Source organism: Oligella sp. HMSC09E12, from assembly GCF_001808505.1.
GTDB classification, from domain to species: domain Bacteria; phylum Pseudomonadota; class Gammaproteobacteria; order Burkholderiales; family Burkholderiaceae_B; genus Oligella; species Oligella urethralis.
The window spans coordinates 21,371-46,554 of sequence record NZ_KV793577.1 but is presented as its reverse complement, the minus strand read 5'-3'; the positions used below and the strand labels follow the sequence as shown (position 1 = coordinate 46,554).

The 25,184-nt window shown below is 48.0% G+C and carries 26 protein-coding genes and 1 tRNA gene; 17 read left to right on the top strand and 10 right to left on the bottom strand.

The window, feature by feature from the left end; translation table 11 throughout:
* Positions 1–26 precede the first annotated feature (26 nt).
* Positions 27–854 carry a bifunctional DNA-formamidopyrimidine glycosylase/DNA-(apurinic or apyrimidinic site) lyase gene (gene mutM, locus HMPREF3179_RS05970; protein ID WP_070470054.1) on the bottom strand — a complete coding sequence of 276 codons (828 nt, stop codon included), beginning with the start codon at positions 852–854 and terminating at the stop codon, positions 27–29.
* A 42-nt stretch (positions 855–896) separates the two neighbouring features.
* On the opposite strand from mutM, the gene HMPREF3179_RS05965 reads away from it, so the two are divergent.
* The 10 genes from HMPREF3179_RS05965 to HMPREF3179_RS05920 all read left to right on the top strand — a co-directional run bounded on the left by HMPREF3179_RS05965 (position 897) and on the right by HMPREF3179_RS05920 (position 11,584).
* Complete coding sequence (locus tag HMPREF3179_RS05965) at positions 897–2,795, top strand: tetratricopeptide repeat protein (protein WP_246824392.1); 1,899 nt, start codon at positions 897–899, stop codon at positions 2,793–2,795.
* 15 nt (positions 2,796–2,810) lie between these two features.
* Complete coding sequence (locus HMPREF3179_RS05960; RefSeq protein WP_070470051.1) at positions 2,811–3,395, top strand: outer membrane lipoprotein LolB; 585 nt, start codon at positions 2,811–2,813, stop codon at positions 3,393–3,395.
* A gap of 3 nt (positions 3,396–3,398) precedes the next feature.
* Positions 3,399–4,316: a 4-(cytidine 5'-diphospho)-2-C-methyl-D-erythritol kinase gene (gene ispE, locus HMPREF3179_RS05955; protein ID WP_070470048.1), complete on the top strand. Its 918-nt coding sequence runs from the start codon at positions 3,399–3,401 to the stop codon at positions 4,314–4,316.
* 133 nt (positions 4,317–4,449) lie between these two features.
* A tRNA-Gln gene (locus HMPREF3179_RS05950) sits at positions 4,450–4,526 on the top strand.
* A 183-nt stretch (positions 4,527–4,709) separates the two neighbouring features.
* Complete coding sequence (locus HMPREF3179_RS05945; RefSeq protein WP_026156769.1) at positions 4,710–5,642, top strand: ribose-phosphate pyrophosphokinase; 933 nt, start codon at positions 4,710–4,712, stop codon at positions 5,640–5,642.
* A gap of 153 nt (positions 5,643–5,795) precedes the next feature.
* Positions 5,796–6,428, top strand: coding sequence for a 50S ribosomal protein L25/general stress protein Ctc (locus tag HMPREF3179_RS05940; RefSeq protein WP_070470046.1), 633 nt, complete (start codon positions 5,796–5,798; stop codon positions 6,426–6,428).
* Between the two features lie 77 nt (positions 6,429–6,505).
* Positions 6,506–7,099: an aminoacyl-tRNA hydrolase gene (gene pth / locus HMPREF3179_RS05935; protein ID WP_070470044.1), complete on the top strand. Its 594-nt coding sequence runs from the start codon at positions 6,506–6,508 to the stop codon at positions 7,097–7,099.
* Between the two features lie 8 nt (positions 7,100–7,107).
* Positions 7,108–7,932 (top strand): hypothetical protein, encoded by an 825-nt coding sequence (locus tag HMPREF3179_RS05930; RefSeq protein WP_070470042.1) that lies wholly within the window; start codon positions 7,108–7,110, stop codon positions 7,930–7,932.
* 124 nt (positions 7,933–8,056) lie between these two features.
* Positions 8,057–9,148, top strand: a complete 1,092-nt coding sequence (gene ychF, locus HMPREF3179_RS05925; RefSeq protein WP_018025841.1) for a redox-regulated ATPase YchF — start codon at positions 8,057–8,059, stop codon at positions 9,146–9,148.
* A gap of 6 nt (positions 9,149–9,154) precedes the next feature.
* A complete protein-coding gene (locus tag HMPREF3179_RS05920) occupies positions 9,155–11,584 on the top strand; it encodes an AsmA family protein (protein WP_070470040.1) in 2,430 nt (809 codons plus the stop codon).
* Positions 11,585–11,657: 73 nt separating this feature from the next.
* Here the strand turns inward: HMPREF3179_RS05920 and HMPREF3179_RS05915 are convergent, their stop codons facing one another.
* The 3 genes from HMPREF3179_RS05915 to HMPREF3179_RS05905 are packed head-to-tail and all read right to left on the bottom strand — an operon-like array spanning position 11,658 to position 13,138.
* Positions 11,658–11,921, bottom strand: a complete 264-nt coding sequence (locus tag HMPREF3179_RS05915) for a YfhL family 4Fe-4S dicluster ferredoxin (protein ID WP_026156768.1) — start codon at positions 11,919–11,921, stop codon at positions 11,658–11,660.
* Between the two features lie 35 nt (positions 11,922–11,956).
* Positions 11,957–12,499: a pantetheine-phosphate adenylyltransferase gene (coaD, locus tag HMPREF3179_RS05910; protein WP_018025838.1), complete on the bottom strand. Its 543-nt coding sequence runs from the start codon at positions 12,497–12,499 to the stop codon at positions 11,957–11,959.
* A gap of 42 nt (positions 12,500–12,541) precedes the next feature.
* On the bottom strand, positions 12,542–13,138 hold the full coding sequence (locus HMPREF3179_RS05905; protein WP_115075409.1) for an RsmD family RNA methyltransferase: 597 nt from the start codon (positions 13,136–13,138) through the stop codon (positions 12,542–12,544).
* Between the two features lie 115 nt (positions 13,139–13,253).
* Between HMPREF3179_RS05905 and ftsY the strand changes: the two genes are divergently transcribed.
* Positions 13,254–14,525, top strand: coding sequence for a signal recognition particle-docking protein FtsY (gene ftsY / locus HMPREF3179_RS05900; RefSeq protein ID WP_070470038.1), 1,272 nt, complete (start codon positions 13,254–13,256; stop codon positions 14,523–14,525).
* A 44-nt stretch (positions 14,526–14,569) separates the two neighbouring features.
* On the opposite strand, the gene HMPREF3179_RS05895 is transcribed toward ftsY, so the two are convergent.
* Complete coding sequence (locus HMPREF3179_RS05895) at positions 14,570–15,703, bottom strand: CYTH domain-containing protein (RefSeq protein ID WP_070470036.1); 1,134 nt, start codon at positions 15,701–15,703, stop codon at positions 14,570–14,572.
* 4 nt (positions 15,704–15,707) lie between these two features.
* Positions 15,708–16,199 carry a MarR family winged helix-turn-helix transcriptional regulator gene (locus HMPREF3179_RS05890; protein WP_070470034.1) on the bottom strand — a complete coding sequence of 164 codons (492 nt, stop codon included), beginning with the start codon at positions 16,197–16,199 and terminating at the stop codon, positions 15,708–15,710.
* Between the two features lie 359 nt (positions 16,200–16,558).
* Between HMPREF3179_RS05890 and ribBA the strand changes: the two genes are divergently transcribed.
* Genes ribBA through HMPREF3179_RS05860 form a run of 6 tightly spaced genes read left to right on the top strand, consistent with a single transcriptional unit; the run spans position 16,559 to position 20,834 of the window.
* Positions 16,559–17,746 (top strand): bifunctional 3,4-dihydroxy-2-butanone-4-phosphate synthase/GTP cyclohydrolase II, encoded by a 1,188-nt coding sequence (gene ribBA, locus HMPREF3179_RS05885; RefSeq protein WP_070470073.1) that lies wholly within the window; start codon positions 16,559–16,561, stop codon positions 17,744–17,746.
* A gap of 44 nt (positions 17,747–17,790) precedes the next feature.
* Positions 17,791–18,330, top strand: a complete 540-nt coding sequence (gene ribH, locus HMPREF3179_RS05880) for a 6,7-dimethyl-8-ribityllumazine synthase (RefSeq protein WP_070470032.1) — start codon at positions 17,791–17,793, stop codon at positions 18,328–18,330.
* Between the two features lie 11 nt (positions 18,331–18,341).
* Positions 18,342–18,785 carry a transcription antitermination factor NusB gene (gene nusB, locus HMPREF3179_RS05875; protein WP_083290702.1) on the top strand — a complete coding sequence of 148 codons (444 nt, stop codon included), beginning with the start codon at positions 18,342–18,344 and terminating at the stop codon, positions 18,783–18,785.
* The gene (gene thiL / locus HMPREF3179_RS05870; protein ID WP_070470030.1) at positions 18,785–19,765 is read left to right on the top strand and encodes a thiamine-phosphate kinase; all 981 of its coding nucleotides are present in this window, start codon (positions 18,785–18,787) and stop codon (positions 19,763–19,765) included. The genes nusB and thiL overlap by 1 nt, the downstream gene beginning before the upstream one ends.
* An 11-nt stretch (positions 19,766–19,776) precedes the next feature.
* Entirely contained in the window at positions 19,777–20,313 is a 537-nt protein-coding gene (locus tag HMPREF3179_RS05865; protein WP_048766789.1) for a phosphatidylglycerophosphatase A family protein, read from the top strand.
* A complete protein-coding gene (locus tag HMPREF3179_RS05860) occupies positions 20,313–20,834 on the top strand; it encodes a CinA family protein (RefSeq protein ID WP_070470028.1) in 522 nt (173 codons plus the stop codon). Before HMPREF3179_RS05865 ends, HMPREF3179_RS05860 begins: the two co-directional genes overlap by 1 nt.
* Before the next feature lie 28 nt (positions 20,835–20,862).
* Here HMPREF3179_RS05860 and pyrF read toward each other — a convergent pair whose 3' ends face one another.
* The 4 genes from pyrF to HMPREF3179_RS05840 form a co-directional block, all read right to left on the bottom strand.
* On the bottom strand, positions 20,863–21,708 hold the full coding sequence (gene pyrF / locus HMPREF3179_RS05855) for an orotidine-5'-phosphate decarboxylase (protein WP_070470026.1): 846 nt from the start codon (positions 21,706–21,708) through the stop codon (positions 20,863–20,865).
* Positions 21,709–21,885: 177 nt separating this feature from the next.
* Entirely contained in the window at positions 21,886–23,532 is a 1,647-nt protein-coding gene (gene groL, locus HMPREF3179_RS05850) for a chaperonin GroEL (protein ID WP_048766791.1), read from the bottom strand.
* Positions 23,533–23,640: 108 nt separating this feature from the next.
* The gene (groES, locus tag HMPREF3179_RS05845) at positions 23,641–23,928 is read right to left on the bottom strand and encodes a co-chaperone GroES (protein ID WP_018025825.1); all 288 of its coding nucleotides are present in this window, start codon (positions 23,926–23,928) and stop codon (positions 23,641–23,643) included.
* A gap of 165 nt (positions 23,929–24,093) precedes the next feature.
* Complete coding sequence (locus HMPREF3179_RS05840; RefSeq protein ID WP_036558061.1) at positions 24,094–25,050, bottom strand: AEC family transporter; 957 nt, start codon at positions 25,048–25,050, stop codon at positions 24,094–24,096.
* Positions 25,051–25,184 lie beyond the last annotated feature (134 nt).

Below are 25,184 nucleotides of genomic sequence, written 5' to 3'. Positions count from 1 at the left end.
ACCGGGTTTTTTGTGTGTTGAACGTTTTAGTAGCGTTGACATTTCACGCAATAGTAGGTGGCGCGTTGACCCTGGACGATTTTTCTAATTGGCGTGCCACAGACATGGCAGGGCTGATTTTCCCGATCATAGACATTGGCATGAATTTCAAAATAGTTGCCGGGCTCACCGTTGGCGTTTAAAAAGTCCCTGAGGGTGCTGCCACCACTGGCTAGCGCTGCATTCAAAGTGCTTAAAATGGCAGCGTGCAAGCGCTCAACCCGAGCTTTGGAGAGCGATTGGGCACTCACCTTTGGGTTGATCTTGGCTAAAAAAAGACTTTCGGAGGCGTAAATATTGCCTACGCCTACTACGATATCGCCGTCTAACAGCGCCGTTTTAATGGCTTTTTTCTTGCGCTTTAAGCCTTGGTATAAATGCGCGATCGTAAAATCATCACTCAAAGGCTCCACCCCTAGCTGCTTTAATAAGGGGTGCGCTAACACGGGTCCATCGCCATGAGGATGCCAGACCACTGCCCCGAAACGGCGTGGATCATTGAGTCGTACGGTAATATGACCGAAATCCCAAATCACATGATCATGCTTTCGCAGTAACTCCTCGGCGTGGCATAGACGCATGGAGCCGGACATGCCCAAATGCACTAATAACACACCGCTTTCAAAGTGTAAGAGCAGGTACTTGCCACGACGTTCACATTTTATTAATAATTGACCACTCAAAATCTCTGCCAACTCAGGTAAAATGGGCCAACGGAGCTGTGCTTGATAAATGCTGAGCTTCTGTAGGCGTTGACCCTCAATGGCCGGTGCAAGTCCGCGACGCGTGGTTTCGACTTCAGGTAATTCTGGCATAATGTGTGATTAAACTAGTTTATTTGTTGGAGCAACTCGATTTTGCTTAAAAAAATACTAACGCTTCTTACTCTATCACTTTCTGTTCAGGCAGGTAGTCTGGCGACGCCTTTTTACGCCCAAGCGCTTGATACTGCTCCCTTTGCTGCACGTCATTCCAATCTCTTATTCAAAACGCCAAAGGAGATGGGGGAGATTGTATTAAAGCCCTATGTGAGCGTAGAGGATATTTATCAGCTCACTATCATGCATTTGGCGATCGAGGACGAGTACTATGATATTGCTGGACCGATTGCCTTAGAGCTCGCAAAATCCAAGGGTTCTAAAGAGCTGGCTAAGATGGCGAGTGCCATTTATGCCATGCTGGAAGAGCCTGAGCGCGCCTTAGAAGCGGCGGCTTTATGGCGTAGCTTGGATGATGAAAGTGAAGAGGCTCATCTGAATTATTTAATTGTTGCAGCCCAAACGGGTGAGTATGAGGGCTTGACCAAGGAGTTAAAACGTCGCTTAGCCCTAAATGTGGCTGCACCAGATGTGGCCTTAGCTGAGGTGGCGGAGTTTTTAGGTCGTCTGAATCAGCCGCAAAAGGCCTTGGAGATATTTCAGGAGTTGATTGCTGAGCCTTTAGCGGTCGCACCTGGTCTTATCAGTGTGTTCTTATCGGATTTTGCGATGTATGCTAACGATGAGGAAATGGCATGGAATGAAGCATTACGGGCGCTGCATGATAAAACGCTCTCGCCCGAGGTGAGCGCAATGGCGGCTAGGCGTATCCTGCAGCTCTCTGAGGGACCGCGTAATTTACAGGCCTTGCACCTAGTGAGTCAATACATTGAGGCCCATCCTGAGCAGCGTGCGGTACGCTTATTGTATGCGCATGTGTTGACGCGGGATAAAAAGTTCGATTTAGCCTTAGAAGAGTTGGCTAAGATGAATGAGCTTAATCCTGAAGACTTTGATTTACTGTACTATCGTGCCCAGGTTGATTATCAAGCAGGAAATCTGCAGGATGCGTTACTGTATTTAGGGCAGTACTTGGCAGTGCAGGAGCAGCGCCGTGAGTCCTTGCCCGATGATCGGACAAATGCTCAAGCCTCGGCGACCGATGCCTATTTTTTAATGGCAAAAATCTATGAGGATTTAGGTGAATATCAAAAGGCGATTGAGCAGTTGACACTGATTGATGAGCCAGCAGCGCAGCATGATGCCTTAATTGAGCAGGCTGCCCTCTACATTAAGTTAAAACGCTATACCCAAGCGCATGCCTTATTAGAGCAAATTCAACCCGAAGATGATGAGCAGAGCTATGTGCGTGCCTTATTGATGAATGCTGCGCTTAGTCGGGATCGGGGCGAGTACACGATGGGTTTGGAATACATTGAGCGAGCCCTAAAGTACTATCCTAATAATCTCTTTATACGCTATAGCCAAGCGATGCTGTTTGAGCAGATGGGTGAGGTGGATAAGGCCATTGCCTTATTAGAGCAGATTTTGCAGGAGGATCCTTTTGATTCCGAATCGTATAATGGCCTTGGTTATGTGTTAGCGGATAATGATCTCCGCTTAGCGGAGGCGACGGAATTGATTGAGCGCGCCTTAGCGATGGCACCGGATAGTGTACATATTCAGGATAGTTACGGTTGGCTGAATTTTCGCTTAGGGCATTTCGCTTTGGCGCAGAGCTATTTGGAAATGGTTTGGGCTAAAGAGCCGATGGCCGAAGTGGCAGCGCATTTGGCCGATGTTTATTATCAAATGGGTGATAAAGACCGGGCTTTTGAGTATTTACAAAAGGGTTATGAGCTCAATGCCGAGGATCTTACACTAATCGATACGATTGAGCGTTTGGGCTATACCCCTAGCGAGCCGCCAGCGCCGGCTGTCTCAGTTGAGACGGATGGCGCCCCGCAGGAAGCGAGCTCATCAACAACACCTGATTAATCACAAAGGAATATTATGCAGTTTATCCCAAGGAAGGCGTTTATTTGTTTATGCTTAGTTGCCACGGCGCTGTTAGCGGCGTGTAGTGTGACGCCAAGCGTGGACCAACAGCAGATAACAGAGCAAACACGCATTGGTCGCTTTGCGGTATTGGCCTTTGATAAGCGCGAAGGAGTCAATAAGGACGCCGTGCAAGGCGGCTTTGTATGGCGTGATCTTGGCACCAATCTAGTATTGGATCTGACCAATCCCTTGGGTAGTACCTTAGCCCGGGTGGAGGTCAGTGGTTTTCAATCGGTCTTAATTAATAGTGCTGGGCAGCGCATGGTGGCACCGAGTCCGGATGATTTGTTGGCACGAGTCCTAGACGGTCGCCCTTTGCCGGTGAGTGGTATACGCTATTGGGTCAAAGGGGAGTTAATGCCGACGGCCCAAGCGCTGGGGGTAACGCACGATGAGCAAGGGCGCTTACTCACGGCCGAACAAAATGGTTGGCAGATTAGCTTAAGTGAGTATGATGCCAAGGGCCCTACGCGAATGCATTTGCTACGCAATGAGCCGGCCGAGCGTATTAGTGTGCGTTTGAGTGTCGATCGCTAGGGCATGATGAGTGCATTAACGATCAAGACCCCCGCCAAGCTGAATCTTTTTTTGCATGTGACGGGCAGACGTGAGGATGGTTATCATCTGCTGCAAAGTCTTTTTGTGCCTATTGCATGCTACGATCATTTAAGCTTCAAGCTTAATGTGCATGGGCAAATTCGTCGTCTCACGGACAATGCCGGCATTGCGGAAGCCGATGACTTGGTGATTAAAGCGGCACATGGCTTAAAAAAACTGGTGGGACGCACTGATTTGGGCGTGGCGATAGCATTACAGAAAAACATCCCTAGCGGCGCAGGCTTGGGTGGTGGCTCAAGCGATGCGGCAGCGACCTTAATGGCGCTTAATCAGCTTTGGGATTTGCAGCTAAGGCGTGATGAGTTGTTGCCTTTGGCTTTGCAATTAGGGGCTGACGTGCCTTTTTTTCTGTATCAAGAAGCAGCGTTGGTTGAGGGGATTGGTGAGCGTATTACACCGCTACGGCAGGACTTAAGGGAGCGCTTGGCGGGGGCGCATTATGTATTGTTGGTGCCTAAACTAGCCATTCCCACGGTCAGTATTTTTCGCGATCCCCGCTTAAAAAGAGATACGTCGCAACTGAGCGTGGCGCAACTTGAAAAGGCGCTGGCTGAAACCGAGCCACTTTGGCGTTATGGGCATAATGATCTGGAGTCTGTAGCGCGTACGCAGCACCCTGCCTTAGAGGCAATGGTGCAATGGTTGCGTGATGTAGGGATTGAGGTGCGGATGAGTGGGGCCGGTTCCGTGTTTTTTGCGGTGTGTCAGACGTCACAGCAGGCTGAGGAGATGGTGGCGCAAGTAAGACAAGCCTATGCTGAATTGCTACAGCGCACAGATGCTGTGGCCGAGCTATTGTGTAGCTTGGCATTGCGTTGTGTAGCCGTAGCGGCGATCTAGTTGATAGCCGTAGGGCAAGGGTATGTCGTCTTTATGTTGCACTTTTGAAACAAATACCTTGTTCTTTTAGATAAAAAGCCTTAAAGCGCTTGTCTTTATCTTAAAACGATGTATAATTTTATCTTTCAGGTGTTGGGCTGTAGCCAAGCTGGTTAAGGCACCGGATTTTGATTCCGGCATGCGAAGGTTCGAATCCTTCCAGCCCAGCCACACTGATTATGCTTTTTTGATTGACCGTACGCTTACGACTAGTTCAACACAGATTATGTGCCTTTCTTGGTTGTAGCTAGTACGGTTTTTTTGTGCCAAAATTTTCTAGCGGACACAATCTCAGGTATTGTCATGACCTATAGCCCTAATTTGCACGAGCAAGCCAGCGAGCACCCTCATTTTATGATTTTTACGGGGACCGCTAATCCTCGTCTCGCCGTTGATGTTGTCAATCACTTAAATATGTCCTTAGGACAGATGACAGTAGGTCGCTTCTCTGATGGGGAGGTGATGGTCGAAATTCTTGAAAATGTCCGTGGTCGCGATGTTTTTGTATTGCAGCCGACCTGCGCGCCGACCAATGATAATCTCATGGAGATTATGGTGATGGTGGATGCCCTACGACGTGCTTCTGCGGGTCGTATCACAGCGGCTATCCCTTATTTCGGATATGCGCGCCAGGATCGTCGTCCGCGTTCAGCGCGAGTAGCAATTACTGCCAAGGTGGTAGCCAATATGCTGCAGCGTGTTGGTGTGGATCGGGTATTAACCATGGATTTACACGCCGATCAGATTCAGGGCTTCTTTGATATCCCAGTGGATAATATTTACGCGGGTCCGGTGCTATTAGCAGATATTGCAAAGCAGAATTATGAAAATCTCTTAGTGGTGTCACCAGATATCGGTGGTGTGGTGCGTGCCCGTGCCCTAGCTAAGCAATTAGAAGCGGATTTAGCGATTATTGATAAGCGTCGTCCGCGCGCTAACGTCTCCGAGGTGATGAATATTATCGGTGATGTTGAGGGTCGTACCTGCTTATTGATGGATGATATGGTCGACACCGCAGGTACGCTTTGTAAGGCTGCCGCCGCACTTAAGGATCGTGGCGCCAAGGCAGTGTATGCTTACTGTACACACCCTGTGCTATCAGGTGGTGCGGTTGAGCGTGTGGCTGATTCCGCCCTGGATGGTTTAGTTGTGACCGATACGATTCCATTACGTGATGATGCCAAAGCATGTGCTAAGATTCGTCAGCTTTCTACCGCTGCGCTTTTAGGTGAAACCATTGAGCGCATTGCCTCTGCTGAGTCTGTGAGCTCCTTATTTGTGGACTAAGCTCATCAGTGAGTCGATTTTAGCAGCAAGTGATTTTAAGGTTTTTAGCTTAGGCGCTGGTCGCGGCGCTAAGCGAGCGTTTATTGTCAGTGATGACGATAGGCGTTAATTAGGCCTGATACTGATCAGGTATTTTTTATTTTGGAGTTTGTTATGAAATTTTCAGCCACTTCGCGTAGCGTTCAGGGTTCGAGTGCGAGCCGCCGCCTGCGCCGCGCCGGCCGTGTACCTGCCATCGTTTATGGTGGTAAGGGTGAGGCCCAGAGCATTGAGTTAGATCACAACGAGATTTACCACTCATTACGTAAACCAGGTTTCGGTTCTTCTGTACTGGATATGAACTTAGATGGTAAAACTCAAAAGGTATTATTACGTGCTGTTCAATGGCACCCATATAAGCCTATCGTATTACACGTTGACTTCCAGCGCGTTCGTGCGGACGTTGCGATTGTGACTCGTGTACCACTTAGCTTTATTAATGCAGATGAATCTCCTGCGGTTAAGATTGACGGTGCTAATATCAACATCGTACTTAACGATATTGAGGTTAGCTGCTTGCCAGGTGATTTACCAGCCGAAATCGTTGTTGATCTGGGCGAAATGAAAAATGGCGATGTGTTGGATGTGGTTAGTATCACAGCGCCTGAAGGCGTTGAGTTCCTAACGCCTGAAACTGAGACGGTTGCAACGGCTCATATCGTTGCCGCTCAGGTTGAGGAAGAGGATACGGCTGAAGACGCCGCCGAAGGCGAAGAAGCTGACGCTGAGAAGCCTAGCGAAGAATAATTTCGACAGGCAATAGTGCTTAGCCCTTGCATGCGTTAAACTTGCATGCAAGGGTTTTTTTATGTGGTTTTAAATAAATGACTGAAGCAATTCGTTTAATTGTGGGTTTAGGTAATCCAGGCGCTAAGTATGAGGCGACTCGGCATAATGCCGGTTTTTGGATGCTGGATTTATTAGCCGAGGATTTTCATGCGGATTTTAAGCTAGAACATAACTTTTTCGGTGAAGTAGCGAAGTTTAGACGAGGCGGGGAGACGATTTACCTGTTAAAGCCTGCCACCTATATGAATCTGTCTGGTAAGGCAGTACAGGCGCTTAGCCATTTTTATAAAATACCAGTGCAAAGTATGTTGGTGGTGCACGATGAGCTGGATTTAATGCCGGGACAGATTAAATTAAAACGCGGCGGTGGTCATGCAGGTCATAATGGCTTACGTGATATTCAATCCAAGCTAGGTAGTAACGATTACTGGCGTTTGCGCGTCGGTATTGGTCATCCGCGTAGTTTAAATCTTAGTCAAGGGGTAGCTGACTTTGTCTTGCATATGCCCTCAAAGGTGGATCATGAGCATATTGTGGCGTGTTTGTACCGTGCGCGACAGGCAATCCCTGCCTTATTAGATGGCGATAAGGATCGGGCCAATCGGCTGTTGGCAGAGCCTAAAGCATAGGGATTAGCATGAGTCAGAATTCCTTATTTACTCAACCACAAGTACCGCAGGGGCGTAAAAGACCCCCTGCACCGCATCAAGCCGAGCGTTTCCGTGAGCAAATGCGTGATTTTTTTCGCTTTATTGTGAAGCCAGATTTCCGGCGCGGTCATGGACGGGGTAGCGGTGACGGCTGGTTTAAGGATTGGCAGCTAAATCTGCCTTGGCGGCGCTTATTACAGTGGGCGGCCTTTATGTGGGCGGTGAATATTTTAGTACTTGCGCCCATTGCCTTAGTCGCAGCGGATGGTGCTGGGGCGACCCATCGGCTAGAATTTTCTTATAGTATGGTGCCTTTGGCGGTGATTTGGGCACCGATTGTGGAGGAAATACTCTTTCGCTACAGTGCACGCAGACCAGTCGTGGCGATTTGGTTGGTGCCACTAATGTTCTTTGTGCTGTTGCGGCAGGGTACGGTGATTGGCACCTTAGGCTTAATCTTGGTGCTAGCCATTATTATGCAACTGTATCCAAGGCTCGGTCTCACCACTGCTGAGGCGCGCCTACGCTTACCTTTTAAGGTGTTAAAGCTGTATCGCCACGTTTTTGTGTGGCTGATGCATTTATTGGTCTTTGGCTTTGCCTATATGCATATTTACAATTATGAGTTTGAGCACATTAGTGTCGTTGCTGTGTTGGCGATGGTATTGCCGCAGTGGTTTTCTGGGCTCGCACTGATGTGGATGCGTATCCGCTATGGCATTGCTAATGCGATTTATTTACATGCGATTTTTAATGGTGGCCCGGTTTTATTGCTGCTTGGGGCCAAGCTAGCTGGTATTCCGCTCAGCTAAGTAGAGGTTTTTAAAGCACTTTTTTCTAAAAGGAACAAAGCGTGATTTCGCTGTGTCCAAGCGTATTAAGGGTTAAAATAGCGGATTATTCTTTATCGTTATCTAATGAATTTTCAGGATTACTATGGCACTTCAATGTGGTATCGTCGGTTTACCTAATGTCGGTAAATCAACCTTATTTAATGCATTAACCAAAGCGGGTATTGCCGCAGAAAACTATCCTTTCTGTACGATTGAGCCTAATGTGGGTATTGTCGAAGTGCCCGATCAGCGTTTAAATCAACTCGCTGAGATTGTTAAGCCGCAACGTATTTTACCCGCCACCGTTGAATTTGTTGATATTGCCGGTTTAGTAGCCGGTGCCTCTAAGGGTGAGGGACTGGGTAATCAGTTCTTAGCAAATATCCGTGAGACCCATGCCATTGCGCATGTGGTGCGTTGCTTTGAAGATGATAATGTGGTTCACGTTTCCGGTCGAGTCGACCCCATTGGCGATATTGAAGTGATTAATACCGAGTTGGCCTTAGCTGACTTGGCCTCAGTTGAGCGTGCTTTGGATCGCGCTCAACGCACCGCTCGCTCAGGCGACAAGGAGGCGCAAAAGCTTTGTGCCTTATTAGAACGCATTGTGCCCGTATTAAACGAGGCAAAAACGATCCGCAGTATGAATCTGGATGAGGATGATTTGGCCATGCTTAAGGGCTTTAGCTTTATCACAGCGAAGCCGGTGCTTTACGTGGCAAATGTACGCGAAGACGGCTTTAGCGATAATCCACATCTGCAAGCAGTGCAGGAATACGCTGCGGCGGAAAATGCGGAGGTGGTCGCTGTGTGTGCGGCGGTGGAGGCGGAAATCGCTGATCTAGATGATGAAGACAAAGCTGTATTCTTAGAGGATATGGGGATGGCTGAACCGGGTCTGAATCGTGTGATACGCGCAGCCTATAAGCTCTTAGGTCTACAAACTTACTTTACTGCTGGTGTCAAGGAGGTGAGAGCGTGGACGATTCGTATTGGCGATACTGCTCCGCAGGCGGCCGGCGTGATCCATACCGATTTTGAGCGTGGCTTTATCCGGGCCCAAACCATTGCCTTTGATGATTTTATTCAGTTCAAGGGTGAGAGCGGCGCCAAGGAAGCGGGTAAAATGCGTGCCGAGGGCAAGGATTACGTGGTGCATGATGGCGACGTGATTAACTTCTTATTTAATGTCTAATGACTCATGAATAAATGGCTTAAGCGCAGTGGTATCGTACTGGTGCTACTGATATTGACCGCAGTTGTGGGTGGGGCGATTTTCTTACTTAATTTTGACCCTAAGGTGTATCAGGATCGTCTGGTTAAGGAGATTAAGCTGCGCTATGAGCGGGATTTAAAAATTAACGGCGAGATAGAGCTCTCGCTATTTCCTCGTATCGGTCTGCGTGTGACTGATGTCAGCTTGTCCAATAAAAACGCTGAGACTGAATTCAGTTCCATGCAGGAGGTGCGCTTTGCCGTGGCGCTGTGGCCTCTCTTATTTGATCGCTTTTTAGTCGATCATGTGAAGGTCAATGGCTTTAAATCGCATATTGTACGCTATGCGGATGGCAGTTTAAATATTGATGATTTTTATGCACTGCCCCTCGACTTTGATAAAGAGCATATGGCGCGTCGTCGTCAGCAGGCCGCCGCCGAGGAGTTGCCTATCGCCGAGCGTGCCGCACGTATGGCGGCTAATGAGTTCAAAATCGATATTGCCGGTTTGGACTTGGAAAATGGCACGGTGCTAGTCGAGGATCAAGCCAGCAAGCGTCAATTTAGCCTGGATAATATGAGTATTCATACTGGCCGTATCACCTTTGGTGAGCCTTTTTCCCTGGCTTTAAATGCCAAGCTGGATGCTCGACACCCGACGGATGATGCCACCCTAAATGTACGCAGTCGCTTGCGTTTTGAACCTGTGGCTTCGATATATCAGGTGGAGCAGATTGATGCGACGTTACAGGGGCAGATTAAGGGCTACCGCGTAGCTGAAGCTGCCTTAAACGGTCGCTTCAGTGTGGATAATTTTGCTGGTGATGCCCATGGCAAAGCCTTGCGTTTGTTGCTTAATTTAAATGCCTTAGACGAATCGAAGCGGCTGTCCCATATTGATCTCGATGTGCGTGCGGATGAGGTTGGTTTAAATCGTATCGACACTCAGTTATTGGCTAAAAATTTAAGTATTAAGGGAAGTACCGCCGACCATCAGAAACGCAGTTTGGCGTGGGAGCTAAATAGTCCTAATCTTAATCTCTCCGGCTTTGATGCGGCTGCTGAGCCATTGACGGGTACCGTGCAGTTTAGGGGGGAGGAGAGCATGGACGTGAATGTCTCGCTAGATGGTTTTAGCGGTCTTGCCTCCAATCTCAAAATACGAGAAAACACGCTTAAGGGACGGTATCTGACCTCGGCTAATCGAGCCATTGATATTGATTTAAGTTCACCTTTAAGCATTAATTTACTGAGTGGGGAGTTTAGTTATCCTGCCTTACGTGGTTTACTCCGCTTAAGTGATGGGGACTTGCTCCAAGAAGCGCCGGTGATCGCCTCAATTCGTGGTGATTTAAGAAGTAGTTCGATGGACTTTAATGTGGATGCGGTGATGGATGCGGAGCGCATGAATTTATCTGGCACCCTAAAAAGTTTTTCCAAGCCTTCCATCGATTTTAAATTAAGTGCAGAATCACTGGCATTAGATCACATCCTCGGGGTGGATTCTGATTTGCCCTTAGCCTCGTTGATGCTTGAATCGGATGCGAAGGATAAGTCTCAGGCGGCTGCAGCGGCGAATCAAACTAGCACAGCGGCAGCAGTTGAGGAGGCTCCTAGCGCTAAGCCTAACAAATCAAGAAGTTTAAGTTTAAAGCAAGAGCTTCTGGCACGCTTAAGTGGCGTGGGTGTATTTGATATTGCCAAGATGAGCTATCGTGGTCTGGATTTTCAGGACTTGAGTGCGACTTTATTTTTCGACTCATCTAGTGATATTAAAATCGACGCCTTGCGTGCTAAGTTCTTTGGTGGTGAGCTTGCCGCTAATAGTCAAATGTCCTTAGATGATGGTTCACTCAAGGTGGATTTAAAGCTCAAGGATGTCGATATGGCATCCTTGCTACAGGGCTTTAAAGCACGTGCTTTATTGAGTAGTCGCGCTGATATTGATTTGGCGCTAGCAACACAAGGCCTTAGTGAAAAGGAATTACTGCAAAACTTAAACGGTCAATTAAGCCTTGATAGTGCTGAGGGCAAGTGGCATGGTTTTTCCATGAAGCGAGTGTTGGATGATGTGACTCATATGATTGACACCGGTTCTCAGCAGTTGCGCTTTGAGCAGAGTGAAACCACCCCCTTTAAGCGCTTACGCTTTGCTGCTGATGTGAATAATGGCATTATGCACTTTAGCAAGTTACATGCGGATAGTAGTGATTTTTCCCTAGTAAATAAGGATGAGTCCAGTCAATACAATATGCTTGATGGGCACTTCGATTTCAATCTGCAATTAAACGCAAAGCAGCCTGTTAGCGTGAGCCGTCAAGGCGTTAACGTGCAGGTTAAAGGCTTTAGCATCCCCATTCGCTTGTGGAATGATGCAGAGCTGATTCAGGTAGAGACAGCGCTACAGGAGCTATAGCCGTTGCTTGGCGCAAGGTCTGCCTTGATAAGGCAAGTGGCACATCATGGCAAGACCTTGCGTAGGTCATCTGCTAAATCGGTAGCTTGCTATTGGCGGTGAGGCGACGGAATTTTTCCATCAATTCCTCTTCGGACTCTCGCCATTCAGGGTCGGGATGAATGCAATCAATAGGACAAATCACTTGGCACTGAGGCTCGTCATGATGGCCTTTACACTCCGTGCATTTACTAGGGTCGATCACATAGACCTCCGGGCCCATATAAATCGCTTCATTTGGGCATTGGGGTTCGCATACATCACAATTGATGCATTCGTGATCAATATAGAGAGCCATAATTTACCTTAAACAAAAAAGCTTAGTCTGGGCCGTTATTTTTTTAGCGTCTCATTTAATAGCGCTACTTGCGCTTTGGCCTCAGCTAAGGCGTCTTTACGCTCCTCGGCCTTTGCTTTGAGCCAACGCTCGACCGAAGGAAAGACTAATTTACTCACATCACCACCCATCAAGGCAACCTCACGCACAAAGGTACCCGAAATAAACTGGTACTGATCGGATGGTGTCATAAACATCGTTTCTACGTCTGGCAGTAAATAACGATTCATACCGGCCATCTGGAATTCATACTCGAAATCCGATACGGCACGTAAGCCCCGGATAATCACGCGACCATTATTTTCGCGGACAAAGTCTTTGAGTAGACCGCTAAAGCCCTTGACCGTGACATTTGGGTAATGATCCAATACCTCATGGGCAATTTTAAGGCGCTCTTCTAAGGTAAAACAGGGATTTTTACCGGCACTACGAGCTACGCCCACAATCACATGATCGAAGAGACCGGCGGCACGACGTACTAAATCCTCGTGTCCACGCGTTAATGGGTCAAACGTACCCGGATAAATAGCAATTTTCATTATATTTTCCCTGAATGGATTGAACGAAATATTATAAGATATTTAGCTAGCTGTTTCAGAAATATAATGATACAAATAAAAGTGACTGGCACCCGCTTGGTCCTGTCGCAGTAGTTCAAAATCAGCAGGTAGCAGCACTGGCGTCGCACTTTCGAGATAAACCAAGGTGCCATTTTTACAAATCGAGGGCAGGGCAGCGATGCTATGCTGCAGCAGCTCATCATCAGCAAAGGGGGGATCTATCAAAATCAGATGAAAGCGACTGTGGTCCATACGCTTAAGCACTAAGCGAGCATCGTGATCATTAATGCGCACCTGATGCAGTTGATGCTTGTCGCGGAATTGACGTAGTGCAGCAACGGCCTTAGGGTGACTTTCCACCATCTGTACATGCTGTGCCCCACGTGATGCAGCCTCAAAGCCTAAAGCACCGCTACCGGCAAATAAGTCAAGCACCGATTTATCGGAAAAATCGCCATCCCAAAAGTAGTTTAACCAGTTAAAAAGTGTCTCACGCACACGATCCGGCGTGGGGCGTAAACCCTCAACGCTAACGACGGGTAGGTTGCTACGCTTTAAGGTGCCACCGATAATGCGAACTTTTTGTGGCATCGAGCGTGTGTTAGCTGCTTTTTTCATTGATAGAATCGTATCCTATACTCCACTCATGGCTGATGCTTTTATATTAATCTATCTGCCCTGTATAAACCAGTATAATATGAACCAAAATGGGGTTATTGTTTAGTGAGAGTGTATGTTTAGATTTTTTAAGCGTAAAAAAGCAAAAGAAGAAAATCAAGCGAGTCAAGAAGCTGAAGTTGCGCAAGCGCATGAGCAGGAGGAGCCCGCAGCTTCAGAAGCGATAGTACCTGAGGAGCCCGTCACCACGAGTACTGACACGGTGACGGCGGAAACTGTGGAGGAGTCTGCCGTCGCGATAGAGCGAGTGGAGACGGTGGCGCCTACAGTTGAGTCGAGTGTGACACCCGTGCCCCTTGAGCCGCAGCCCGAGGTGCTCGTGACTGAGGTTGAGGCGGAGGCTGAGGCAAGCTCTCCGGCGCCAGTCGCTGACGCTGAGGTGGCGCCAAGTCCAGTGGTGACTGAGGTAGCGCCAGCCAAGAGCTCTTGGATGCAGCGCTTGCGTCAGGGCCTTTCTCGTACGGGCTCCAGCATTGGTTCACTGTTTGTGGGCGTCAAGGTTGACGAGGCCTTATTTGAAGAGCTGGAAATGGCATTGTTGATGGCGGATGCCGGCATTGAGGCGACCGAGTCCTTGTTAGCTAAGCTCAGAACCAAGGTTAAGCAACAGCGTATCGAGGATGCTGCAGAGGTTAAGGAAGCGCTTAAAGCCTTATTAAGCGAGCATTTGAAGCCCTTAGAAAAAGACTTTATGTTGCCGTTGGATGGCACCTCAGTCGTTATGATTGCTGGCGTTAACGGTGCGGGTAAAACCACCTCCATCGGTAAGTTAGCACATCATTTCCAAGCCGCTGGTGCGAGTGTGTTGTTAGCCGCCGGGGATACTTTCCGAGCAGCGGCACGGGAGCAATTGGTCGAATGGGGTAAGCGCAATCAGGTGGCGGTGATAGCGCAAGACGGCGGTGATCCAGCCGCCGTTGCCTTTGATGCGGTCAATGCCGGTAAAGCCCGCAAGGCTAATGTTGTGATGGTCGATACGGCCGGACGTTTGCCGACTCAATTACACTTGATGGAAGAGCTTAAAAAGATTAAGCGGGTGATTAATAAGGCTGATAGCGAAGCGCCGCATGAGGTGTTATTAGTGGTTGATGGTAATACGGGCCAAAACGTGATTACTCAAATTAAGGCCTTTGATGCGGCCTTGGGCTTAACCGGTTTAGTAGTGACCAAGTTAGACGGCACGGCCAAGGGCGGTACCTTAGCCGCTGTGGCAGCAGGTAGCCAAGGCGTGCGACCGATTCCGGTCTATTGGGTTGGGGGTGGTGAGTCATTGCACGATCTTCAGCCTTTTTCTGCGGCTGAGTTTGCCAATGCCTTGCTTGGCTAAATGCATACTACCGGACTGAGTGCGGCATGGCCGGGCGCAGGCGCTTAGACGGTTAGTTCTACCATGCTCCACGCCAAGGCCTTGAGTAACCATTGCTGTAACTCATGACTTGCTGCTAGCGCAAATGCCTCGCTTTGAGCTTGCTGCTCACTAGGGTGGCTGAGTTCCGTTGTGGCAGGGCTGCCTTGTGCTAAGCGTTGTTGGTAGGCGCTAAGCTGCTGATGTAGTTGATGGAATCGAGCATCGCTAGATGAGGTCACATCCGTCGCCGAATTAAGCTCCATAAAATGTGACCAAAGTCTTTGTAATTGCTCTATGGCCTGACACAGTGCAACTAGGTGGGCAGCACAATCCAAATCAATGCGGGTTGCCATATCGTTGCGGTCAATGGCAGCTATTACCGCTGCATTGCGGGCAATCAGCTCCAAGTACAGCTGCGTGTCTTTTTTAAGTTGTGCACTGCTCACTACCACATCAGTGCGATTGCCCTGCTGAGGAGCGACGGCCGGCTGCCAGAGCTTAAAATCTTGAAAGCTCTGCCTTAACTCATGGTGATTAGGGGTGAGACCGCGAGCCTTTAACGCCACCACCTGAGCCGCTAAGCTATCGCCACGTTCAGCCTTACTTCTAAAATCTAAGATAAATTGCAGTTCATGCTGCCAAGAGGCTGCTAATTCAAAAATCGCCCTGGATTGACCCGTTTTAAGCTCTAATTCCAACTCATAAACGGGTAATTCTAGGGTTGCAGCGCGAATCACGCCCACATCATAAGCCAGTTCAACCAGACCGTGTTGGCTGCGTTGGCAGCTTAAGTGGCGCTGTATATCGGTCTCAAAGCGCGCTGTTAATTCAGTACCTACGTGCTTAAGGTGGTTAAAGGTTTTCTCTGCGGGCGTGCCTTGATAAACGCTGAGATCCAAGGTGGCATCAGGGCGCACGTGATTATACTCAATCTTGCTAAGCGCATCCGTACCGGGTAATTTGATGGTTTGTACCCAGGTGTCTGCCTCTTTGCGCAGACGTAAGGCGATGCCAGCACGAGCTAAGGCTCTATCATCGGTGTCAAAATAAATCGCATGCAAATGAATGGTTTCGGCGTCTGGCGTGCGCAGTAGTTTCTCGACGGTTGAGCGCGACGAAGCCAGGATATGGAGTTTAAGCTCTTGCTCAATTGACATAGGACTAGGCGTCTACCTTGCTTTCTTCTACGGCCTTGGTCACGGCTTCTTTGCCCTCGGCTAGGCTTTGGTAAAGCCTAGTTTTAGCGCTCTCGGGTAGCTGTGCCAATAACTCACTGAGCCATTGGTTATAGGCAGTTTCCATCTTGGCAAAGGCTTTTTTACCTTTGGCTGTCATTTTAATAAAGGTGCTACGACGATCTTGACGACTTGTGTTGCGACTGATAAGTCCCGCTTTTTCTAGCTGGAGACTGATGGCGGTAATGTTACCGTTACTTACCATTAAACGCTCTGATAGTTCACCCATTTTTAGACCCTGAGGCTCACTCGCGAGTTGAGCCAGTAAATCGTAACGCGGTGTGGTCATATTGAAATGTAGACGCAAACGATTACGTAGCTCATTTTGAATTAAGCTGTTAAAGGCAGCGAGTCTCAGTACTAAGCGTAGATCATCGCTACTTGAATCGTTGATTCGAGTCTCTAAATCAATGTTCATGGGGATTCCTTAATGGCTGATTTTGTTTTGTATATCTCAACAAGCCAGTAAAAAATGTTGGCCTGCGGCAGTAACGCCTAACTAGATTGTCTTATATGATTTTTGCATAAAAATCATTGGATAGCGATAGCTTAAATGTAAACTATTCTTACATTAACAGTGCCGCTGAGCGAGGCATGAAGTTGAACATCGAAGTAAAAATGAAGAGTAGTAAGGGTGGATTTAAATTTAATTAGCCGGACAGATTATCGTGCCTTGGATGGCGTTGCAAGTCCTAAAAATAAATGCGCTTTAGTTCTATCGCTATGCGCTAAGGGGTACAATAGCAATATCTTTTTTAATTGTTGGAATGATACATGATGAGTTCTGCACACAGTCTTTCTAATGACCTTGTTGAAAGCGGTGAAAGTGCCTCCGTTATCTCCTCTGTCACTGAGATTATTGAGGAGTTACGTCAGGGGCGGATGGTGATTCTGGTTGACGAAGAGGATCGCGAAAACGAGGGCGATCTGCTGATGGCGGCGGATTTTGTGACCCCTGAAGCGATTAACTTTATGGTCACCCATGCTCGTGGTTTAGTCTGTTTGACCTTAACCGGTGAGCGTAGCGATCAGCTTGGTTTAGGCTTGATGACAAGTAATAATCAGAGCGGCTTTGAAACAAACTTTACCATTTCCATTGAAGCCGCAGAGGGGGTGACCACCGGAATTTCTGCCGCTGATCGAGCAACCACCATTAAGGCAGCGGTAGCGCCGGATGCGACGCCGGAGGATGTGGTGTCGCCGGGTCATATTTTCCCGGTGCGGGCGGTGCCTGGCGGTGTTTTGATTCGTGCCGGTCATACCGAGGCAGGTTGTGACCTGACGGCAATGGCGGGCTTGACGCCGGCAGCGGTGATTTGTGAGATTCTAAAACCCGATGGGGAGATGGCGCGTTTGCCGGATTTGATCGAGTTTTCAAAGGAGTTCGGCATCAAAATCGGTACTATTGAGGATTTGATTCAGTACCGTAGTGAGCATGAATCCATGATCAAACGCTTGGGCTCCAAGCAGATGATGACTCCTTGGGGTAGCTTCCAAGCGGTCTCTTATCAGGATAAAACCAGCGGTGCGACCCATATTGCCTTAGTGCATGGTGAGATTCATCCTGAGCGTGAGGTCTTGGTGCGAGTGCATGAACCGGTGACGATGTTGGATATTCTTGATTGTGAGGATAAGTCACACAGCTGGGGCGTAGCGGCTTCCCTAAAGGCGATTAGTGATGCCGAGAGCGGGGTGATGGTGATGTTAAATTGTGATCAAAGCCATAGCAGTGCCGAGGTGGCTAATCAGGTCTCGACTTGGGGGGCTGAGGTGGTGCCAGATGCGCCTAAAGGGCGTAAGCATGATCGTTATAATTTACGTACCTATGGTGTGGGCGCACAAATTTTAAAGGATTTGAATGTTTCTCAAATGCGTTTAATGGCGACACCAGTTAAAATGCCAAGTATGGCTGGTTTCGGTTTGACCATAACCGGTTTTTATCAAGAGCAATCTCATGATGCCTAGCGGCTCATCGAGCTTAAGCATGATTTATCGATAAAGGACTTTATATGAAACCTTATAAAATAGCGCCTGATTTAAATGGTGAGGATCTGCACATTGGTATTGTTTGCGCTCGATTTACCGAGTCGATTACCAATATGGAATTAGAAGCGTGCTTGGCTGAGCTAGGTGATCTAGGGGTGCAAGAGGAAAATATCATGGTCGTCACGGTGCCCGGTGCCTTAGAAGTCGGTTTTGCGCTGAATGAGATGGCCCAAACAGACGAGTTTGATGCCTTAATTGCTTTAGGTGCAGTGATTCGTGGTGAGACTTATCACTTCGAGGTGGTTAGTAATGAATCCGCTGCTGCCATTACTCGGGTGGCTTTAGACACGGGTATCCCGATTGCTAACGGCATTCTGACCACGGAAGATGAGGAGCAAGCTCAGGAGCGTGCTGCACAAAAGGGTATCGATTGTGCAGTAGTGGCGATTGAAATGGCAAATCTTGTCGGTTATTTAGCGCCCGAGGTAGAGACCGACGATGAGGATGATTTTGAGGATGAAGACTTCGACGACGATGAGGCGGACGAAGACGATAACAAGTAGAAGGGATCAAGTTGAGTATTAAAAAAAGCGCACGGCGTCGTGCGCGAGAATTGGCCTTGCAGGGCTTGTACGGTTATTTTATCGCTGGCGATGGTGCTGAGATTGGTCTCATCGAGGCCAATCTTAGAGATCTAGAGGGCTATGAAAAGGCCGATCAGGAATTACTCGAGCGCTTATTGCATGGTGTCGTGCAAGAGCATAGTGCCTTGCAGGCGGATATTGAACCGTATCTAGACCGCCCGCTCAAGGAGCTCTCGCCGATTGAGTATAGTGTGTTAATGATTGCCACTTATGAGTTTAAGAATTGCTTGGATGTGCCATACCGCGTCGTGATTAATGAAGCGGTAGAGATGACCAAGGAGTTTGGCGGCACTGACGGCTTTAAGTTCGTTAACGGGGTGCTAGACAAATTAGCAGCGGTGTTGCGTGCGGTTGAGGTAGAGGGCGGTCGCTAGTGGATGAGTTCGCCTTAATTCGCCAATACTTTAGCCATAGCACGGCCTCGATCGCAAAGAGTGCTTCCTATGTGGGTGTTGGCGATGATTGTGCGTTGTTGCAGCCACCGCAGGGCGAACTGGTTATCTGCAAGGATGTGTTAATTGAGGGTAGACATTTTTTTTCAGATGTCGACCCTTTTTTATTGGGCCACAAAGCCTTAGCGGTTAATCTTTCCGATATTGCTGCCATGGCTGCTAAGCCCATTGCTTGTCTATTAGGCTTGGCCTTGCCGCGGGCAGATGAGGCGTGGTTAGAGGCCTTTAGCCGAGGTTTTAACCGTCTTGCCGAGCGTTATGATTGCGCTTTAGTGGGCGGTGATACCACCCGTAGTGACGCAGGCATATTTATCAGTGTCACAGCGCTTGGCTTGGCGCAGCAACCCTTGCCTTTACGCGCTAATGCCGAGGTCGGTGATGATATCTGGGTGAGTGGCGACTTAGGCGCGCCTAACATCGCCTTAGGGCTTTTATTAAAGCAGCAGCAAGCAAGTCTTAGCGAGCAAGAGCTGGCGCTGCTGGCAGCCACACGGCTGCGTTTAGAGCAGCCAGAGCCACAAGTCCACTTAGGCCAATTATTAAGGCCTTATGTGCATGCCATGATCGATATCTCCGATGGCGTATTGCAGGATTTATCACATCTATTGACAACCTCTCAGCTTGGCGCCATTGTTCATGCTGCACAGTTGCCAGTGCATCCGGCCTTGCAGGCGGTAGAGGCAAAGCATGCTCTGGAAGCTGTGTTGGCGGGGGGCGATGAGTATCAGCTATGCTTTAGCGCCGCGCCCGATTATCGCAGGCAGATTGAGCAATGTGGCTTGCAAGCTGGTACCGCAGTGCAGCGAATAGGACAAATTACTGCAGCGAGGGAGTTGATATTGCTTGACGCGGCAGGGCAAGTGGTAGAAAATTTGCCTCAGGGCTTTAATCACTTTCCATAACCTAATTTTTTATGAACGATCAAAGTACTTCGCCAGATAAGGCAATTCAGCCGAGTCTTTCTTGGATCTTTAAGAGTCCACACCGTTTTTTAGCCTTTGGCTTTGGTTCCGGATTGATTCGACCCGCACCGGGGACGTGGGGCACGGTATTAGCTTTATTTTTATGGTTACCTTTATCCCATGTGTTGAGTAATGACTGGCTGATGGGTGGCTTTTTATTACTTTGCTTTTTATATGGTATTTACTGCACTCAAAAGGTCTGCGCTGAGTTGGGTGTGGTCGACCATAGCGGGATTGTGTGGGATGAATGGGTGGCTTTTTGGTTGGTGCTTTTTATCACCACGCCCATTGCCGACTCACCTTCATGGTATTTGATTTATTTCGTACTATTTAGGGTGTTTGATATATTAAAACCTTGGCCAATTAAGTACTTTGATGAGCGTTTACAAAATGGTTTCGGCGTCATGTGGGATGATATCGTCGCTTCCCTCTATGTGCTGTTTTCTGTGGCGGTGATAGTCCGTTTGATGGGAGTGATAATAGGCTAATGAAGGATGTTTTTTATGAGTTTGCCGAGCAGTCAGCGCGTTTAGGCGAGTATTTGCAGCATCATGGCGTTTTATTAAGTACTGCGGAGTCGTGTACCGGCGGTCTGCTCAGTGGCATTATTACCATGACCCCAGGTTCAAGCCAGTGGTTTGATCGTGGTTTTGTGACCTATAGTAATGACGCAAAAATGGCGATGTTAGATGTGGCTGCTAATACCCTTGAAAAGCATGGCGCTGTGAGTGAGGAAGTGGCAATACAAATGGCTGAAGGCGTCTTATTTAATGTACCTACTTCCGCCCTTGCGGTGAGTGTGACTGGGGTTGCTGGACCGGGTGGGGGGACCGAGGCGAAGCCCGTGGGGATGGTGTGCTTTGCGTTGGCTAAGCGCACGAGTGAGGGCATTGTGACCCTGCCTTATACCCGTTATTTTGAGGGTGATCGTACTGAGGTGCGCTTACAAAGTTGCTATTTTATTATTGATCAGTTGATTAATGTACTTGAGCCGTCTAGCGCAAGTTAATGGCTGACGGCTCGACGCGCTAGCGGTTTTATGCTTGTTGCGCTAAAAACTGCTCGCGGACGGCATTAATCGCATCACGTGTGGCCTTTGCTTCTGCTGCTGCCGCTTCTTGCCAATCAATATCTGAGCTAGCGTAGAGAATTGCACGGGCGGAGTTGATTAGTAGTCCTTGCCCCTTGCTGTTGGCGCCCGCCATCACCGTAGCTTCAATATCACCACCCTGAGCACCAATACCCGGCACTAAGAGTGGCATCTCATCCCCGACCACTTGACGTACCTTGGCGATTTCCTCAGGGAAGGTGGCGCCCACCACCAGCGCACATTGACCAGAATGATTCCATTTGTCAGCAACCGTTTTAGCGACTTCAAGATAAAGCGGGGTGCCGTCTGCTGATTCAAAAAACTGGAAATCCGAGCCACCTTGATTGGATGTGCGACATAGAATAATCACCCCCTTATCTTCCCATGCCAAATAGGGCTCAATTGAATCGAAGCCTAAGTAGGGGTTGACCGTAATCGCATCAGCGCGATAGCGCTCAAACGCCTCTTTGGCGTAATGATCAGCGGTGGTACCGATATCACCACGTTTGGAATCTAAGAGAATGGGCAGATCCGGGTAGGTGGTGCTGATGTAGTGACATAGCTGAGTTAAGGCCATCTCTGCACCCTGCGAGGCAAAATAGGCAATTTGCGGTTTAAAGGCGCAGGCATATGGAGCGGTCGCATCGATAATGCCCTTACAAAAGTCAAAGATGGGGGTCTTGCTTTGTAAAATGGACTCTGGCATGCGTTGCTGATCTGGATCTAAGCCTACGACCAGTAAAGAGTTTTGTTTATCCCAAGCGTTTTGTAATTTATCAGTAAACTTATACATACAATCAATTAGAGAAGAGCAGTCATTAAATCAAATCAGCTGCCCCTATTGTAGGGCTAACCGCTCTTTAACGCTTGCGATAGGCGCAAAATAAAAATAAAAAATAAAAAACGGCACCTCGTAGATAGAGGCGCCGTTTTATGCTATAAGCAGCGATGCTGTGTGATAGTGGCTAGCTTAGAAGCCCATACCACCCATACCACCCATACCGCCCATATCAGGCATTGCTGCAGGTGCAGGATTTTCCTGAGGTAGCTCAGCAACAGCAGCTTCAGAGGTTAGTAGTAAACCGGCCACAGAAGCAGCGTTTTGTAATGCAGAGCGGGTTACTTTCGTTGGGTCAAGTACACCTTGCTCAACTAAGTCACCGTACTGGTCAGTAGAGGCGTTATAGCCGTAGTTACCTTCGCCTTTGATAACCTCGTTCACAACCACACTTTCTTCCTCACCAGCGTTAGCAACGATGGTGCGTAAAGGTGCTTCGATGGCACGTAGAATTAAACGGATACCAGCGTCTTGGTCAGGCGTGTCACCTTTAAGTGCGGCGATAGCGGCTTTGGTGCGGATAAGCGCAACACCACCACCAGGCACAATACCTTCTTCAACCGCTGCGCGAGTTGCGTGTAACGCATCCTCAACACGTGCTTTTTTCTCTTTCATTTCAACTTCAGTGGCAGCACCCACGCGGATAACAGCAACACCACCGGCTAATTTAGCCACACGCTCTTGTAATTTTTCGCGGTCGTAATCAGAAGTAGACTCTTCGATTTGTGCGCGGATTTGCTTAACACGAGCTTGGATGTTAGCGCCATCACCAGCACCGTCAATAATGGTCGTGCTTTCTTTGGCCACTTCGATGCGCTTCGCTTGACCAAGCATTTCAATGGTAGCTGTTTCTAAAGACATACCAGTTTCTTCAGAGATAACGGTACCGCCAGTTAAGATAGCGATATCTTCAAGCATGGCTTTACGACGATCGCCAAAGCCAGGTGCCTTCACTGCAGTGGTCTTAAGAATACCGCGGATATTGTTAACCACTAGGGTAGCTAAAGCTTCGCCCTCAACATCCTCAGCAATGATTAATAGCGGACGGCTAGATTTTGCAACTTGCTCTAGGATAGGCAATAAGTCGCGGATATTGCTGATTTTTTTGTCGTAAATTAAAACAAAAGGCTCATCTAGTGCAGCCACTTGCTTTTCAGGCGCCGTGATGAAGTATGGAGAGAGGTAACCGCGGTCAAACTGCATACCCTCAACCACATCTAATTCATTTTCTAAAGACTTACCGTCTTCAACCGTGATCACACCCTCTTTACCCACTTTGTCCATGGCGTTAGCGATGATTTCACCGATAGAAGTATCGCTGTTAGCAGAAATAGAACCAACTTGGGCAATTTCTTTAGAAGTAGTGCAAGGCTTAGAAAGCTGTTTAAGCTCTTCAACCGCAACTGCAACGGCTTTGTCGATACCGCGCTTAAGATCCATTGGGTTGATGCCAGCAGCAACGTACTTAATACCTTCTTGTACGATGGCTTGAGCCAATACAGTCGCAGTGGTAGTACCATCACCAGCACTGTCAGAGGTTTTAGAAGCAACTTCTTTAACTAATTGCGCACCGATATTTTCGAAACGGTCTTTTAGTTCGATTTCTTTAGCAACAGAAACACCGTCTTTGGTTACGGTAGGGGCACCGAAAGAGCGCTCAAGTACTACGTTACGACCCTTAGGGCCTAAGGTTGTTTTAACAGCATCTGCGAGGATGTTTACGCCGCGAACAATACGTGAACGGGCATCATCACCAAAAAATACTTGCTTTGCAGCCATGTTTAATTTCCTTTTATTGATCGAGCCTGATATCTCAGGATAGATTAAAAATTCTTTATAAATACTCGCTGAGTCTTAACCCAGCGTCAGAGTATCTGTCGTCGGTGATTAGTCAATAATTGCCAAGATATCGGATTCTTGAACGACTAATAGATCTTCACCGTCAACTTTCACTGTTTGACCGGTGTACTTGCTGAAAAGTACTTTATCGCCAACTTTTACTTCCATTGGGATAATGGAGCCGTTATCAGCTTTTTTACCAGCACCAACTGCAATCACTTCACCTTGATCCGGCTTTTCAGCGGCAGTTTCAGGGATCACAATACCTGAGGCTGTAGTGCGCTCATTATCTAAACGCTTGATGATTACGCGGTCTTGTAAAGGACGTAATGCCATGTGAAACTCCTTAAAGAATTTAAATAACTAATTATAAAACTCATGAAAACGGGAGAGTTTTAGCACTCTGCCCCAATGAGTGCTAATTATATGGGCGAATTTTGTTCTTTCAAGGCTGGGTTAACCTTTTGTTACAATTTAGCCAGGAACGGACGTCTGAGCCTACTAGAGTGCATTAGGGAAGCCGTAGAAGTAATTCCACAGCACTAAGACCGTACTGAGGCTAAAGAATGAGGCAAAGGTCATGACGATCAAATGACCCGAGGTATGGCTCTCACCGTATTGCATCCCGATAAGTGCATAGAGCGTAGCAGCGGGCGCGGAGGCCAGCAATACGCCTGACATCACGGTGATATGATCGGTGACGCCATAAAGCGTAAAGCCAGCAAAAATAAGCGCTGGGAAAAGCACTAATTTGCCCAGGCAAATTGGAATCGCCGCTTTGATACTGGAGCGGAAACGAATGGCGTTAAGATTGGCACCAATGGCAAAAAGTGCGACAGGCGCTGCCGCAATACTCAGCATCGTAAGTGTTTTTCTGACGGGTTCTACCACGCCCAGACCCAGGAGGGAGAAAATGATCCCACTTAGAATGGCAACAATGGGTGGACTGCTAACGATTTTTTTAAGTGCGGTGAGAAATAATTTAAAGAGGTTTTTCTTTTTACCAGACGATAGTTCGCAGAGCAAAATGGTGGGTAGTACGCCCAACAAATTTTCAAAAAGCAGGTTCATGCTGAGAAAAATAGCGGCTTGTTCTAAGCCGATGACCTGCGCTAATACCGGATAGCCTAAAAAAGCGGTATTACAAAAGATGAGCCCTAAGCCATTGAGCGCAGATTGTACCGCCGTGCGACCCAGTACTTTAAGGCTGATGAGTAGTCCGGCCCAGTATAGGCAGATGGTGATACCACCATAGACAAACACATAGTCAAATAAAAAGGCGCTGCTAATATCTAGGGTAGAAATGGCATTAAACACCAAGGCAGGATAGGCAAAGTTAAGTACAAAACTGCCTAGCCCCTTATTATTTTCCAAGCTTAAAAAGCCTAACTTAACCGCACCGTAACCTACGCCGATCAGTAGAAAAAGCGGCAGGGTAATGTTGAGAATCGTGATCATTGATATAAATCCGGGTTATAACAAAGCAAAAGTATATAGATATCAGTAATAGCTATGCGTTATATAAATGGTAGATATTTTTATTTAGCGGTAATGAGTGACTATGTTAGTATCTTAATTATCGCTTCGCTGAT